Annotated in this window: 9 protein-coding genes, 3 rRNA genes and 1 pseudogene; 3 read left to right on the top strand and 10 right to left on the bottom strand. The window is 65.5% G+C overall.

Annotated features, from left to right (window positions below; translation table 11 throughout):
* Positions 1–2: 2 nt before the first annotated feature.
* Both P1N55_RS00065 and P1N55_RS00060 read right to left on the bottom strand, forming a co-directional pair.
* Complete coding sequence (locus P1N55_RS00065) at positions 3–1,238, bottom strand: serine/threonine protein kinase (RefSeq protein WP_276277017.1); 1,236 nt, start codon at positions 1,236–1,238, stop codon at positions 3–5.
* A 66-nt stretch (positions 1,239–1,304) separates the two neighbouring features.
* Positions 1,305–2,489: a vWA domain-containing protein gene (locus P1N55_RS00060; protein WP_276277016.1), complete on the bottom strand. Its 1,185-nt coding sequence runs from the start codon at positions 2,487–2,489 to the stop codon at positions 1,305–1,307.
* A 118-nt stretch (positions 2,490–2,607) separates the two neighbouring features.
* Here P1N55_RS00060 and P1N55_RS00055 point away from each other — a divergent pair, with 118 nt between their 5' ends.
* Together P1N55_RS00055 and P1N55_RS00050 are read left to right on the top strand one after the other, a co-directional pair.
* Entirely contained in the window at positions 2,608–3,036 is a 429-nt protein-coding gene (locus tag P1N55_RS00055) for a CopG family ribbon-helix-helix protein (RefSeq protein ID WP_276277015.1), read from the top strand.
* Positions 3,037–3,194: 158 nt separating this feature from the next.
* Positions 3,195–3,686 carry a cupin domain-containing protein gene (locus P1N55_RS00050; protein WP_276277014.1) on the top strand — a complete coding sequence of 164 codons (492 nt, stop codon included), beginning with the start codon at positions 3,195–3,197 and terminating at the stop codon, positions 3,684–3,686.
* Between the two features lie 8 nt (positions 3,687–3,694).
* Here P1N55_RS00050 and P1N55_RS00045 read toward each other — a convergent pair whose 3' ends face one another.
* The 4 genes and pseudogenes from P1N55_RS00045 to P1N55_RS00030 all read right to left on the bottom strand — a co-directional run bounded on the left by P1N55_RS00045 (position 3,695) and on the right by P1N55_RS00030 (position 7,138).
* A complete protein-coding gene (locus tag P1N55_RS00045) occupies positions 3,695–4,303 on the bottom strand; it encodes a hypothetical protein (protein WP_276277013.1) in 609 nt (202 codons plus the stop codon).
* A complete protein-coding gene (locus P1N55_RS00040; RefSeq protein ID WP_276277012.1) occupies positions 4,293–5,408 on the bottom strand; it encodes a DUF3179 domain-containing protein in 1,116 nt (371 codons plus the stop codon). The genes P1N55_RS00045 and P1N55_RS00040 overlap by 11 nt, the downstream gene beginning before the upstream one ends.
* A 139-nt stretch (positions 5,409–5,547) precedes the next feature.
* A pseudogene (locus tag P1N55_RS00035) lies at positions 5,548–6,190 on the bottom strand (alpha/beta hydrolase).
* Positions 6,191–6,295: 105 nt separating this feature from the next.
* Positions 6,296–7,138: a VOC family protein gene (locus P1N55_RS00030; RefSeq protein WP_276277011.1), complete on the bottom strand. Its 843-nt coding sequence runs from the start codon at positions 7,136–7,138 to the stop codon at positions 6,296–6,298.
* Positions 7,139–7,213: 75 nt separating this feature from the next.
* Here P1N55_RS00030 and P1N55_RS00025 point away from each other — a divergent pair, with 75 nt between their 5' ends.
* Entirely contained in the window at positions 7,214–9,307 is a 2,094-nt protein-coding gene (locus P1N55_RS00025; protein WP_276277010.1) for a beta-glucosidase family protein, read from the top strand.
* A gap of 96 nt (positions 9,308–9,403) precedes the next feature.
* Here the strand turns inward: P1N55_RS00025 and P1N55_RS00020 are convergent, their stop codons facing one another.
* From P1N55_RS00020 to P1N55_RS00005, 4 genes are all read right to left on the bottom strand, one after another.
* On the bottom strand, positions 9,404–9,619 hold the full coding sequence (locus tag P1N55_RS00020; protein ID WP_276277009.1) for a hypothetical protein: 216 nt from the start codon (positions 9,617–9,619) through the stop codon (positions 9,404–9,406).
* A 285-nt stretch (positions 9,620–9,904) separates the two neighbouring features.
* Positions 9,905–10,027 (bottom strand): 5S ribosomal RNA (gene rrf / locus P1N55_RS00015).
* A gap of 122 nt (positions 10,028–10,149) precedes the next feature.
* Positions 10,150–13,081, bottom strand: a 23S ribosomal RNA gene (locus P1N55_RS00010).
* Between the two features lie 362 nt (positions 13,082–13,443).
* Positions 13,444–14,913: ribosomal RNA gene (locus tag P1N55_RS00005) — 16S ribosomal RNA — on the bottom strand.
* Together the 16S, 23S and 5S rRNA genes form the textbook arrangement of a ribosomal RNA operon.
* Positions 14,914–15,068 lie beyond the last annotated feature (155 nt).

Raw genomic sequence — 15,068 nt, 5'->3', positions numbered from 1 at the left:
GGTCATGTCTCCGGGTGGAACTCGAACGTGACGCCGTAGGTGGGGTGGACGAGCGACACCAGGTCGCCGTCGTGCAGGCGGACCGACTCCGGCGGGACCCGCCCGTGGCGGTCCGTGGGGTCCTCGCCCTCCGCTCGCAGGCGCTCGCGTCCCGCCGCACAGAGGACCCGCTGCCAGCCCTGCCCCTGCTGGACGAAGGTGCCGTTGAGGCTCCGGTCCTGGAGGTACCACTCGCCGTCCGCGGTGTCGAACTGCACCTGGACCGACGAGATGTACTCGCCCTGCGGGTCATCGATGGCGATGGAGGCCGACGGGCCACTTGCCCCCCGCCGCCCGATGGTGTCTCCGGGTTCGACGGTGAACCGCTCGTCAGCCTGGATGTACCGGACCGAGGCCCGCGCCGGCGGTTCGGGGTCGCGGTTCTCGAGCACCTCCTTCAGGACCGTCGCGTTCCGGTAGCGGTCCCGGTAGTCGGTCTGGGTGGCCCGCTCGACGATTTCGGCCAGGTAGTCCTCGCAGTCGGCCCCGAAGTCCCGCGGGTCGACGCCGTCTTTCTTCGGGACGCTCCCCTTCAGGAGAAAGAGGAGGATCTTCCCGATGGAGTAGACGTCGGACCAGGGCCCCTGACGGACGTCGGTCCGACTGGCCTCCGCGACCTCGCGGGGTTTGAACGGCCCCAGGATGGTCGTCCCGGAGTTGCCAGTCGACGGGTCGCCGTCGGCGTCGAACCCCGTCGCCGTGTTGAAGTCGATGAGCGTCGGCGTGATGTCGGGCGTGAGCATCACGTTCTCCGGTTTCAGGTCGCGGTAGACGATCTCACGTTCGTGGAGGAAGCCCATCGCGTCCGAGAGGTCGATGCCGATTTGCCGGACCTGCTCGGTGTCCTCGATGGGCCCGTGGCGGTCGATCACCTCGTCGAGTTCGATGCCCCCCGCGACCAGCTCGACGACCAGGAAGGGGACGTCGCGTTCGGTCACCTGGTCGTAGAGGTCCATGACGTTCTCGTGGCCGCCCGCCGCCCGTATCTTCAGGAGCGACTCGGCCTCTTTCTGAAAGTACGCCTCGATGACATCGGGGTCGTTCTGGGACTCCGTGTAGTTGGGGTGTTTGAGCACGACGCTGTCGCCCGTCGTCCGGTCCGTGGCCCGGTAGGCCTTCGCGAACCCGCCCTTGCCGAGGAACTCCTGGAGGTCGTAGCGGTCCGCGATGACGTCGCCGGCCTCGGGTTCCCAGGTCATGGTGTCACTGGCGTGGACGCGCGGCGACGCGCGCAACCGAAGACCATCGGGGGCCCCGTCGTCCGGTCACTGCTGGAGCCCCTCGTCGGTCACGATCTTCGTCGCCTCGCTCTCCTCGGCCCGACCGCCCTCGGCGACGATCTGGGTCTCGCGCTCGGCGGACTTGACCGCCTGCGTGTCGGCGCCGTGGATCGTGGTCATCTTCTCGACCTGGGTCTGAGCCTCGGCGACGTTGCCCTTCCCGAGTTCGGTCTTTATGACGGTCTGGCGGTGGTCGATGTCGACGTCCTCGTTGTGGACGGCGAGCTGCTCGGGGTCGTCGGTGTACTCGACTTCGATTGCCCCGTTGGCCGTCTCGCCGCGAGCGGAGAGCGTCACGTCGGCTAGCGTCACCGTCTGGCCGACCTCGCGTGGCGGTGCGTGGACCTTCAGGACGACGCGCTGGGTCTCCCGCTCCAGCAGGTCCGGGAGCGGAATCTCCGTCGCGTTGCCCGCCCACTCCACGTCGACTGCTTGCGTCTGTGGCACCGCGCGGTACACCTCGCTGACCTCGACGCCGTCGGCCACGTCGAGTTCGAGCGACGCGTCGGGCGCGACGAGCGTCCCGGCCGCCTCGACGGCGTCGCCGAAGAACGACTCGATGTCGCCGGCCGACTCGAGGTGGGTCCACTCGCCCCGGGCCGTCTCGCCCAGCGTCCGGATGGTCTCTTTCCGGTAGTCCGACCCGATGCCCGCCGACTTGATGCGGATGCCGTCCTCGTCGATGGCGCGGGCCAGCGTCTCGAACTCCGCCTCGCCGTGGCTCTGGTCTTTCCCGTCGGAGAGAAAGAGGATTCGACGGGCGGTCCGGTCGTCTGCCGGAAGGTGGTGCAAAGCGTCGCGAGCCGCGACCAGGCCCCGGTAGATGTCCGTCCCGCCGCCAGCGGCAATGTTCGCGACGCGGTCGAGGGCCTCATCGCGGGAGATGTCGCCCCAGCGTGTCGCGTCCAGCACCGTCTCGACCTCGGTGTCGAACGTGACGATGGAGACGTAATCGTCGGCCTCGAGCAGGCCGAACACCCACTCGGCCCCGTCGCGGGCCTGCTGGATGTCGTCGCCGGCCATCGACCCGCTCGAGTCGATACACAGCGCGATCTGTCGCGTCGGACGGCCCGCCCGTCGGCCTGGGTCGACCTCTATCTCCGCGGTCAGTTTCGCCCCGTCTCCCGGGACGTACGGGCGGTTGACGTCCGTCACGACGTTCACAGTCATACTGTGAAGCTGGTCAGACTATCCGATTATAAGTTTTCCCTGGGAGGGCGGTTGGGTGTTCCACGGCAAACTGTCGGGTTCAGTAATCCTTAATAGTTTAGTCCCCTCCGATTAATACATGACCGTAGTCAGCGTCTCGATGCCGGAATCGCTGCTCGAGCGCATCGACGAGTTCGCCGAGGAGCACGGCTACACCGGCCGGAGCGAGATCATCAGGGAAGCCAGCCGGAACCTGCTGGGCGAGTTCGAGGACAAGCGCCTCGAGGGGCGGAAGCTCATGGGCATCGTCACCGTCCTGTTCGACTACGAGACGACGAGCGTCGAGGAGAAGATGATGCACCTCCGGCACGAACACGAAGGCATCGTCGCCTCGAACTTCCACAGTCACGTCGGCGAACACCGCTGTATGGAACTGTTCGTCCTCGAGGGGGACCTCGAGGAGATATCGTCGTTCGTGGGCAAGATCCGCGCGACGAAAGACACGCTCAACATCGACTATTCGGTGGTTCCGGTCGACGACTTCGGGACGCTCGCCGACGTGGAGTGAGAACCGCGGCCCCGCTCAGAACGTCCCGCTCAACTGTGCCTGGACGTCGACGGAGCCGCCGTTCTCCGCGAGTCAGAAGACGCTTCGCGTTCGCGACGTTCGTGACGGAGGATGTGTCAGTGCTAGTTTATGTTATCGGCCGCCGTCCTAGAGCCTCGATGAGTTCGACAACCGCTCCCCCGGAGAAATACGACGTCATGCTCGGCCAGCTGGGCGCTCGCCTCGACATCTCGTGCACCGAGAACGAAGCGAACGTGGCCATCGTCGAGCACACGCTCCCGCCCCACACACTCGCGGCGCCGCTGCACCGGCACAGCCGCGAGGACGAGATCTCCCACGTCCTCGAGGGCGAGATGACGGTCCTCGCCGACGACGAGGTGACGACGGTCCCGGCCGGTGAGTCGGTCGTCAAGGGCCGGGGCCGATGGCACACGTTCTGGAACGCCGGCGACGAGCCGCTCCGGTTCCTCGAGATAATCGCGCCGGGCGAGTTCTCGGAGTTCTTCGAGGAAGTAGCCGACCTCGGGACGCCGGACCCGACCGACGAGACGTGGGCCCCGCAGTTCCTCGCCATCGGCGAGCGCTACGGCTTCGAGGCCGACCTCGAGGCGACGCCGGAGCTGCTGGAAACGTACGATCTCCAGATGTAAGGTCCGGTTCAGACCGCGTCCGGCTGGACCTTCGTCCCCACCCATAGCAGCGTCCCCAGCAGCGCGACGACGGCGACGGGAAGGAGCCACTGGAACACCGTCAGGACGCCGGCGCTGGCCTGGACGCCGACGACCAGCAGGACGGTCGGGCCACAGCAGACCACGCCCGAGAGCAGCCCCGGAATCCCGGCGGCCGCGCCGGCGCCGGGGCCGATGCGGCAGGCTTTCGGGCCGCGCCACGCGACCAGCGAGACGCCGAAGTTCAGGCCGACGAGAGTCGCCAGCACACCCCCGAGCGCGAGGTTCAACGGGGCGACGAGCAGTTCGACGGGGCCGACGACGAGCAGGGCCACGGGCTCCCACTGGAAGGGGCCGACCGGTCGGAACGCGCGGGCCAACGGGTTCTCGACGGCGGAGAGTTCGAATCCCCAGGGGCCGGTACCCAGGTGCGAGAGCCCGTACAGGTAGACCACGAGGTAGACCACCGCGGCGACGGCGAAAGCGCTCTGTCCGTCCCGCCGGGTCATCGCCCCGCGGACGGCCACGGCCGTGTTGCTCAGCAGTCCCAGCGTCCGGCCGAGCACGGTCCGATCCCCGGTCGAGACCTCACTCGACATACGGAATCCCCGGGTAGAAGCCCGCCCACGCGAACCACATGCCGTCGAACGCGAGCGTCCGCTCGAGCGGCAGGTCGGCCGCCGCATAGGTCTCGCTGTCGACCCGGTAGCCCTCGCCGTCGGCCGTGACTGTCGTTTTCTCGCTGGTCTCGTAGACGTAGCCCGTCTCGAGGGCCGGATCGGCGACGGCGACGTAGTCCGTCTCGCCGATAGCCCCGCGCAGTACCCGTTCGTCCAGCAGCGACGCCTTGTCGAACGAGAGCGCGCCCTCGGTCGTCCGGGTGCCGACGACGACGTCCTTCGGGTGGGTCCGGTCGTCGCTCACCAGCGGCGAGAAGATGGTCCGGTCGCTGGTGTAGGACCCCCCGTCGGGGTTGTACTGGCCGTAGGGGTCCGACCCGTACCGCCGGGAGAAGCCCGTCTCGTCGGTCAGGACCACGGTGTCGGGGTAGAACGCCCGCCAGTGCTCCCAGGAGGTCCAGACGACCCGGAACTCCCGGAGCGACTGGCCCTCCATCGGGCCCTCGACGGCGGTGCCGATCACCTGGGGCCACCGGCTGTCGGTCCCGCGGTCGTACATCACCAGGTTCGAGTTGACCAGGTCGCCCGACGTCCCGAACTCGACCGGCCCGCGCTCGAAGCCCTGGGCGGTGCCGGTCAGCGGGCAGTAGGTTATCGCCACCGGGTCCCCGCCGAGCACGTCGTTGACGATCTCGTGCCAGACGAGTATCGACTGGGGGTAGGCCTTCGCTTCGCCGTCGCGGACCGCTCCGAACACCGGGTCGCCGGGGTCTACCGTCGCCTCGTCGGCGGATGCGAACTGCGGGTCGTCGATGGCCGGGATACCGTCTTTCGGCACGCCGCCGCTGGTAATCTCGCCTCGAATCGTTTCGACGTCGTGGCCCAGGAACAGGCGCCGGTCGGCCGTCGGCGGGCGGGCGCCGCTTTCGCCAGTCGTCGCCCCGCCCGCCGTCGTCGACGTCCCGCCGCCCTCGGTCTCGGTGTCCGAGCGAGTCCCAGACCCCCCGGTTCCGGTACAGCCGGCGAGGCCGGCCACGCCTGCGGCACCGAGCACGCGCAGGAAGGTCCGGCGTTTCGTGTCCATACACCTACTGGTCGCGCCAGCGGCAAAACCTCGCGGTGAGGCACCGGTAACCGCACACGACCGCCTCCGCAGTTATATACCGCTACGTACGGTCGGCCCGGAATCGTCGTATCGGGGTCCGGCACACCCCCCGGCCCCGTCACTCCCCGTCCAGCAGGTCGACGACGAGTTCCGCGACGGCCGAGAGTTCGTCCTCGTTCACGCCGTGACCCATTCCCTCGTAGATGCGCTCGTCGACGTCACCGCCCAGTCGCTCGAACACCTCGGTCGTGACCTGGACCCGCTCGAGCGGGATGTGCGGGTCGACGTCGCTGCATCCGACGAACACGGGCGTCCCCTCGAGGTCGCCCTCGTAGTCGTCGGGGTCGACAGACTCGCCGATGAGGCCGCCGCTCAGTGCCACGAGCGCGCCGTAGCGCCGCGGGGTGCGCGCGACGAACTCGCTCGCGAGACAGGCTCCCTGGGAGAACCCGAGCAACATGACCCGCTCCGTGGGGACGCCGGCCGCCTCGACCCCCTCGATGGCGTCGCGAATCGCCTGCAGGCCCGACGAGCGGCCCGGTTCGTTCTGCTCGACGGGCGCCAGGAACGACTGGGTACCAGGTGTTCCGGGCCGCCTGCGGCGCGAGCAGCGCCAGGCCCTCCTCGTGGACCTCCTCGCCCATCTGGACGATACTCCGGGCCGTCGCACCCCGCCCGTGAACCAGAATCGCGGCGGCGCGGGCGTCCTCGAGTGGCGTCCCCGCCGTGACGAGCGGCTGGCCCTGGTGTGGCCCCGACATTCAGCTTCCCTCCGACGACACGTCGCTGTCCGTTGCGGTCATACCGTCTGTACCGGCCCGACGGTCTTGAGTCGTTTCCTCCGGACCGTGCGGGACGTGGGCGACTCACACACCCACTCGAAGGCGGAGCGAGACGTCGTCCGGGGCCGTCACGGCGATGCCGTCGTCTCTGTCCGTCACCGCGACGTCCGCCGCTTCGAGGTGCTCCCTGACCGCCGCGAGGGCCGCCGCGTCGGGGAGGCGGAGTTCGAACCACGCCAGCCCGCGCCCGCGCTGTGGCGCGGTCCGCCCGCGCCAGGGGTTCAGGCCGAGATGGTGGTGATAGTCGCCGGCGGCGACGAACAGCGCCCCCCGCATCTCTTGGCGACGCCTCAGCCCGAGCGTGTCGACGTAGAACGCTCGCGCGGCCTCGACGTCGGTCACCTCGAGGTGGACGTGGCCGACGTCGGTCCCCGCGGGAACCCGCTCGCCGCCGTCGCTCTCGGCGCGCAACTCATCGAGCGAGAGGGGCAGCGTGTCCATCTGGACCCGGCCGTCGGCGGTCTCCGGCCACTCACCGCGCGGGCGGTCACGGTATATCTCGACCCCGTTTCCCTCCGGGTCCGAGAGGTAGAGCGCCTCGCTGACGTGGTGGTCGGCGGCCCCGTCGAGTCGCGCGCCGGCCTCGACGCGCTCCAGTGCCGCGCCGAGTGCCGCTCTCGTGGGGACGCGGACGGCGAGGTGGAACAGGCCGGCCTCGTCGCGGCCCCGCTCGGGTCGGTCCGGGGCGGCGACGAGTTCGAGCAGCGGCGTCGTCCCGTCGCCCAGGACGACCCGCTCGTCGGTCCGGTCGTGGACGACGAGGCCGACGACCGTCTCGTAGAAGGTGGCGAGTCCGTCGGGGTCGGCGACGGTGAGTGCGACCCGGCCGACGGTCGTCTCGGGGTGGATGGTACCGGTGTCGGGCATACGGTACCTTCGTCTGACCGGGGGATAAACGACGCGCACCCAACGCCTATATCCGCGCGGCCCGGCGGTCGAGGTATGACTGACACGGACGGGGTCGAGGCCCTCGTGCAGGCGCTGACCCCCGCGGAGAAACGCTCGCTCGTCCACGGGGCCGTCGACCCCGAGGGCACCGCGACAGGCTACCTGCCGGGCGTCGGCCGACTGGGGATTCCGCCCATCCGACTCGTCGACGGGCCGCTGGGTATCCGGGCCGAGGGCGAGCGGGCGACGGCCTTCCCGGCCTCGCTGGCGACGGCGGCGACGTTCGATCCCGACCTGGCCCGCGAGCAGGGCGCCGCGATGGCGCGCGAGGCGACGGCGCTGAATCAGGACGCGTTGCTCGCGCCCGGCGTGAACGTCGTCCGGGTGCCACACTGTGGCCGGAACTTCGAGTACCTCTCGGAGGACCCCGTGCTGGCGAGTTCGGTGGGGTCGGCGCTCGTCTCCGGCATCGAGTCCGAGGACGTCGTCGCGACGGTGAAACACTACGTCGCCAACAACCAGGAGACCCACCGGACGAGCGTCAGCGCCGACGTCGACGAGCGGACGCTGCGCGAACTGTACCTCCCGCCGTTCCGGGCGGCCGTCGAGGCCGGCGCCGGATCGGTGATGACTGCCTACAACCGAGTCAACGGAACCCACATGAGCGACCACGGGCGCCTCGTCGGCGACGTGCTGAAAGGCGAGTGGGACTTTTCGGGCTACGTCGTCTCGGACTGGTACGGCCTGGAAACGACGGTCGGCGCGGCGAACGCGGGGCTGGACCTGGAGATGCCGGGGGTGCCCGCCGAGAACGAGGACGCCGACCTCGAGGCGTTCGAGTGGCCCGACGGCATCCCCGATGCCACGCACGCAGGCCTGTTCGGCGACCCGCTGGCGGCGGCCATCGAGGCTGGCGAGGTGCCCGCCGAGCGTCTCGACGACATGGTCCGGCGGGTCCTCGAGCAGTTCGCCCGGACCGGTCACCTCGACGGCGAACGAGGCGAGGGGGAACTCGACAGCGAGCGCCACCGCGACCTCGCGAAACGTCTCGCCACCCGCGGAACGGTCCTGCTCGAGAACGACGGCGTCCTGCCGCTGGCCGGCGGGGTCGACGTCGCCGTCGTCGGCCCGCACGTCTACGAGGCGAAGGTCGGCGGCGGCGGGTCCTCCGAGACCACGCCGTTCCACGCGGTGACGCCCGTCGAAGGGGTCCGGGCCCGGGCGGACGGCGCGGTGACCGTGACCCGCGGCATCCCCGAGATCGAGGACGTCTCGCTGTTCGACCTCCTGCCGTTCGTCGAGGGCGGCCGCGAGGAGTCCGAGAGCGACGCACCGGACCGGGAGCCATCGCTCGAGCGAGCCGTCGACGCCGCCGCGGCCGCCGACGTCGCCGTGGTGTTCGTCCGCGACACGACCACCGAGGCCAGGGACCGCGACTCGCTGGCGCTTCCCGGGCGACAGGACGAACTGATCGAGGCGGTCGCCGGCGCGAACGACCGGACCGTGGTGGTCCTGCGCTCTGGCGGCCCCGTCGAGACGCCCTGGCGCGAGGACGTCGCCGCCGTCCTCGAGGCCTGGTACCCCGGGCAGGCCGACGGCGACGCCGTCGCGTCCGTGCTCTACGGCGACAGCGACCCCGGCGGGCGCCTCCCGGTCACCTTCGCGCCCGAGGCGGCCTACCCCACGAGCGACGAGCGGCGGTTCCCCGGCGTCGACGGCGTGGCCAGCTACGACGAGGGCGTCTTCGTCGGCTACCGCCACTTCGACGCCACCGACGCCCAGCCCACCTACCCGTTCGGCCACGGCCACTCCTTCGCGACCTTCGAGTACGGCGAGCCGACGGTCGACGGCGAGACGGTCTCGGTCACCGTCGAGAACGTCGCGGACCGCCGCGGGCGGGAGGTCGTCCAGGCCTACGTCCGCCCGCCACAGGTCGAGGGTGTCGACCGCCCGGTCCGCGAGTTCGCCGGGGCAGCCGCCGTCGAACTCGACGCGGGCGAATCCGAGCGCGTCGCCGTCGACCTCGCCGACCTCGCCCGGTCCCGGTACGACCCCGACGACGGATGGACCGTCGACGCCGGGACCTACACCGTCGAGGTCGGCCGGTCCGCGGCCGACGTCAGGGCCACGACAGCCCTCGAGAGGTGACCACCCAGGGACGGCCGGTTATCCCGACGTAACCCCAAACCGGCTTCCAGTCGGTTCTCTGACTCGAATCGTGGCATTTAGCGGCAAATATATCCACTACCTGGGGCGGGCCACTCGGCCCCAGACGGTCTCGAGTGCCCGGAACGGCGGGATTGCCCACCAGTTCGCCCGCTGCCGACCGTTCCCGGTAGCGCCGTCGTCGGCACCGCCGCGGGCGTCGCGACTGTCGAGCGAGTTCCGACAGGCGACGACGGTGACCCCGCGGTCGAGCACCCACAACACCGCCGGTTCGACCGTCGACGGGTCCAACACGTGCGAGACCCCGCCGAGTTGCAGACGATCACCACCTCGCCGGCGACCGTCTCGTCGTCACACAGGTTCTCTGCGTTGCGAAACACTCGCTTTGCGTACTCCGTTTCGCCGTCCGGGAGATGATAGATCGTGCCCGGGACGTGCACCGGTTCGCTGTCGTCCATACGCGAGCGTCGGCCGGCACAGCCAAAAACGGCACTCACGGCTGTCGCGGTCGCTGTACAAATACGAAAAGCCCCGGGGAGCGCCATAGATGGCTCTCTCCGAGGGCAATAAAGTATGAATGGTCGGCGGCGAACCGAGTTTCCCAGAGGCTCGCGCACTCCAGTACTCACCGGAACGCTGGCGGGCTTATCTTCCGTGTTCGGGATGGGTACGGGAGGCAACCCCGCCGCTATGGCCGCCTTAACGCCGAGTCGTGGAATCGAACCACGAGAGTACCAGACCAGGTCTCGGTCGGTCCTACCACCGTGGGTACGTGCGATCCAGTTTGCGCCTGGACTCGTTCATGCAACGAGTCACAGTGCGTATGATTGATGGCTTCAGGTTGTTAGTGCTCGTGGGCTCAACGTCTCGTTACCTCGACGCGCACACCCCGAGTCTATCGACCGCGTCTTCTACGCGGACCTTCAGCGGTGTCTCTTTTCCAGGTGGGTTTCGAGCTTAGATGCGTTCAGCTCTTACCCCGTGTCGCGTGGCTACCCGGCACGTGCTCTCTCGAACAACCGGTACACCAGTGGCGACCAATCGTAGTTCCTCTCGTACTATACGATCGTTCCCGTCAGACACCATGACACACCCAGTAGATAGCAGCCGACCTGTCTCACGACGGTCTAAACCCAGCTCACGACCTCCTTTAATAGGCGAACAACCTCACCCTTGCCCGCTTCTGCACGGGCAGGATGGAGGGAACCGACATCGAGGTAGCAAGCCACTCGGTCGATATGTGCTCTTGCGAGTGACGACTCTGTTATCCCTAGGGTAGCTTTTCTGTCATCAATTGCCCGCATCAAGCAGGCTAATTGGTTCGCTAGACCACGCTTTCGCGTCAGCGATCCTCGTTAGGAAGATCACTGTCAAGTCATCTTTTGCTCTTGCACTCTTCGCCGGGTCTCTGTCCCGGCTGAGATGACCTTAGGGCGCGCTCGATATCTTTTCGAGCGCGTACCGCCCCAGTCAAACTGCCCGGCTACCGGTGTCCTCCTCCCGGAGTGAGAGTCGCAGTCACCGACGGGTAGTATTTCACTGATGGCTCGGTGGCCTGCTAGCGCAGGTACCTGTGTAATGCCTCCTACCTATGCTGCACATCGGCGACCACGTCTCAGCGACAGCCTGCAGTAAAGCTCCATAGGGTCTTCGCTTCCCCCTGGGTGTCTCCAGACTCCGCACTGGAATGTACAGTTCACCGGGCCCAACGTTGGGACAGTGAAAGCTCTGGTTAATCCATTCATGCAAGCCGCTACTGATGCGGCAAGGTACTACGCTACCTTAAGAGGGTCATAGTTACCCCCGCCGTTGACAGGTCCTTCGTCCTCTTGTACGAGGTGTTCAGATACCTGCACTGGGCAGGATTCAGTGACCGTACGAGTGCTTGCGCATTTGCGGTCACCTATGTTGTTACTAGACAGTCCGAGCTTCCGAGTCACTGCGACCTGCTCATCTCCTGAGCAGGCATCCCTTATCGCGAACTTACGGGACTAACTTGCCGAATTCCCTAACGTCGGTTGCTCCCGACAGGCCGTGGCTTTCGCCGCCATGAACACCTGTGTCGGTTCTCGGTACGGACACTATGCTCGTCTTTTCACGGGCCCCAGGTTGAACCACGTTTCCCTATCTCGCCGTTCGTCCGCTTCGTGCCGTTATGGCTTCCACGGAGTTTGACGATTCGACTGGGCGAAGGCCCAGCGTGGTCGACCCCAGGGCGTCAACTTTGAATGCATAGCGGCACGGGAATATTAACCCGTTTCCCATTTCGTCATAGTCGAGTTGCGGTATGACTTAGGACCGGCTAACCCCCAGCTGATCAGCAGTGCTGAGGAACCCTTATTCATGAGGCCGTCGGGGTTCTCACCCGACTATCGCTGCTACTATGGCCAGGATTTTCGTCACTATTCGGTCCACAGGAGTTCTCACCCCTGCTTCCACCCAAATAGAGCGCCAACCTACTCGGTCACCCTGTGACGGGTGCGGAAAGGTCTCGGTGGTGGATTTGAGTCCCGATCATTTTGGGCGCCTCAAACCTCGGCCGGTAAAGCTGTTACGCTTTTCTTAGAGGGTAGCTGCTTCTAGGGCTTCACCTCCCGGCTGTCTAGGGCTCGAGACCACCTTCAGAGGATTACACTTAATCCACACTTGGGGACCTTAACCTTTCTCTGGGTTGTTCCCCTCACGGTGCACAGGCTTACCCCGCACACCGGAATCCTCACGTCAGCGGCGTTCGTAGGTTTGGAGTTTGACAGGTGTGCCGACTCCTCTCGGAGGCGGTCACACCAATCGGTCGCTCTACCCCACGAACTACCTCGGTGAAGGTCATGCTTCGACATGTTTCGGTTGGAACCAGCTGTTGCCGGACTCGATGGGCCTTTCACCCCTACACGTAGATCACGAGAGGGTATTGTAGGACACCAACTCTAACAGGCCTCCACGTGCCTTTCGGCACGCTTCACCTTGTCCACGCGTAGATCGTCCGGATTCGGGTCGTGTCCATATGGCTCCCCGCCCTTGAAGACGGCGGCCCTCGCCGTGAGGCTGCGGCCATGTCGGTTTCCCTGTGCCTCCCCGGATACTCCGGTTAGACTTGCCATGTAGACACACTCCCTGGCTCGTTTTTCAAAACGTACGATAGAACATCGGCTTCCCGTGAGTCTTACTGGACGCTCGCGCGTCGGTCATTCGTCAGGGGACCTTGTATGCCCTATCGCTCCATCGCCAGCTGAGTTCAAGCTCTATTTCACCTCCCTTCTGAGGGTACTTTGCAGCGTTCGTTCACACTACTTGTGCACTATCGGTCTCGAGGAGTGTTTAGCCTTCGCAGTCGATGCCTGCGACATTCGCGAGGGATATCCAACCCCCGCTACTCTGGAACCACCGCACACCGTACTGACCTCGATTACGGGACTGTCACCCTGTTTCGTGCTCTGTTCCAAGAGACTTCGTCGAGATGGTCGAGTGATGAGAGGTGGCCCTGACACCACATTGCCCGTGAGGGCTTCGGTTTGGGCTGTATCGCGTTCACTCGCGGTTACTAACGACATCGCGTTGCGCTTTCTTTTCCTGCCGGTACTAAGATGTTTCAGTTCCCGGGGTTCCTCATTGCGCGAGGCAATTGCTGAGGAGATTCTCATTCGGAAATCCATGGTTCTTCGCCTCCGTGCGGCTCCCCATGGCTTATCGCAGCTTGGCACGTCCTTCATCAGCTCTCGAGCCGAGCTATCCACCAGCTGGCATAGTAGCCAACGTCAATTGTGACTCGCTAAACTGCACTGAACGAGTCCAGTGGACGCCTGGATCGCACGTACACACGGTTTCATTCTCGCCCCCAAGGTGGGAGAGGTGGGCGAGTCGACCCTTCCCAGCCGCGGTTTCACCCGGGCTGGTGCATCAGTCGTCGTATCACATCCGAACCCCGTCCCACACTTAAGGGAGCGATTCGGGCGCGACACGAAGTACGGACCCGTCGGGAGTTGCACCCGACACCCCGGAAGGGGTATCCGCCTCGGATAGGTCTCGTGAGCCCAGCGGGCCCATACAGCAGTCCGCTTCGGTGTCGTCGGCGGATGCCGACAACGATTGTGGGCTGAGGTAGAACCTCAGTCCCGTTCTGTAGGAGGTGATCCAGCCGCAGATTCCTCTACGGCTACCTTGTTACGACTTAAGCCCCCTTGCGGAGCCCAGATTTGACCTGGGTATCCAGGCCTCATCCGGACCCCACTCGGGTGCTTTGACGGGCGGTGTGTGCAAGGAGCAGGGACGTATTCACCGCGCGCTTCTGACACGCGATTACTACCGAATCCAGCTTCATGCGGGCGAGTTTCAGCCCGCAATCCGAACTACGATCACGTTTGGAGATTAGCTCCGCCTCTCGGCGTCGCATCCCACTGTCATGACCATTGTAGCCCGCGTGTTGCCCGGTCCATTCGGGGCATACTGACCTACCGTTGCCCATTCCTTCCTCCGTTTTAACAACGGCAGTCTCCGTAGTGTACCCGACTATCGCTAGATATCGCTGGCAACTACGGATGTGGGTCTCGCTCGTTGCCTGACTTAACAGGACGCCTCACGGTACGAGCTGACGGCGGCCATGCACCTCCTCTCAGTAGCGTCGGGTAAAGTCGTCAACCTGACCGTCATTACTACTGTCGGGACCGGTGAGATGTCCGGCGTTGAGTCCAATTAAACCGCAGGCTCCTCCGGTTGTGGTGCTCCCCCGCCAATTCCTTTAAGTTTCATCCTTGCGGACGTACTTCCCAGGCGGCCTGCTTATCGTCTTCACTACGGCACATCACGTGCTCATGGCGCGTGACATACCTAGCAGGCATTGTTTACAGCTAGGACTACCCGGGTATCTAATCCGGTTCGAGACCCTAGCTTTCGTCCCTCACCGTCGGGTCCGGTCTCTTGACGTGGTTTCCCCATTGGTGGTCCGTCCAGGATTACAGGATTTCACTCCTACCCCGGACGTACCCGTCAAGTCTCTCGGCCCCAAGCCGTGTAGTTTCCGCTGGACGCCGGCCAGTTGAGCTGGCCGATTTCCCAACGGACTTACACAGCAGGCTACGGACGCTTTAGGCCCAATAATATCGGCCATCACTTGGACTGCCGGTATTACCGCGGCGGCTGGCACCGGTCTTGCCCAGTCCTTGTTCCTGAACCACCTTACGGTACAGAAAAGCGAGGACTATATGCCCTCGCACTCGGAGTCCCCCTATCGCACTGTCGTGCAGTGTAAAGGTTTCGCGCCTGCTGCGCCCCGTAGGGCCCGGAATCTTGTCTCAGATTCCGTCTCCAGGCTCTTGCTGTCACAACCTGTACCGATTATGGGCACGGTGGGCCGTTACCCCACCGTCTACCTAATCGGCCGCAGCCACATCCTACAGCGCCGGAACGTTTCCAGCTCTCGGCACTCCAGCGTGAGAGCTGTATCCGCTATTGGCCTCAGTTTCCCGAGGTTATCGCGGTCTGTAGGGTAGTTTGGCCACGTGTTACTGAGCTATACGCCGCGGGTCCAACCCGCGCGACTAGCATGGCTAAATCGGACTCCGATAGCAATGGCCTCCGGCAGGATCAACCGGAATGTGCTGACTGAGTCAGCGGCGGGCGTTGCGCGATGCAACGTCTGAGTGTGGTATCACTCCGTCGGAAGCGTAACCCATTGATTCCAAATCAATGGTAACTGCTGTATGGGTCCGTGGGCTCACATCAGATTCCATCTTGACGGCGGACCGCAGGG

The sequence above is a fragment of the Haloarcula regularis genome, from assembly GCF_029338315.1.
Taxonomy (GTDB): domain Archaea; phylum Halobacteriota; class Halobacteria; order Halobacteriales; family Haloarculaceae; genus Haloarcula; species Haloarcula regularis.
This window is presented reverse-complemented; position numbering and strand designations above follow the sequence as displayed.

Coding starts and splice junctions, on each gene's coding strand:
- P1N55_RS00045 (WP_276277013.1), bottom strand. CDS start 4,303: ATGTCGAGTGAGGTCTCGACCGGGGATCGGACCGTGCTCGGCCGGACG.
- P1N55_RS00025 (WP_276277010.1), top strand. CDS start 7,214: ATGACTGACACGGACGGGGTCGAGGCCCTCGTGCAGGCGCTGACCCCC.
- P1N55_RS00055 (WP_276277015.1), top strand. CDS start 2,608: ATGACCGTAGTCAGCGTCTCGATGCCGGAATCGCTGCTCGAGCGCATC.
- P1N55_RS00060 (WP_276277016.1), bottom strand. CDS start 2,489: ATGACTGTGAACGTCGTGACGGACGTCAACCGCCCGTACGTCCCGGGA.
- P1N55_RS00050 (WP_276277014.1), top strand. CDS start 3,195: ATGAGTTCGACAACCGCTCCCCCGGAGAAATACGACGTCATGCTCGGC.
- P1N55_RS00065 (WP_276277017.1), bottom strand. CDS start 1,238: ATGACCTGGGAACCCGAGGCCGGCGACGTCATCGCGGACCGCTACGAC.
- P1N55_RS00040 (WP_276277012.1), bottom strand. CDS start 5,408: ATGGACACGAAACGCCGGACCTTCCTGCGCGTGCTCGGTGCCGCAGGC.
- P1N55_RS00030 (WP_276277011.1), bottom strand. CDS start 7,138: ATGCCCGACACCGGTACCATCCACCCCGAGACGACCGTCGGCCGGGTC.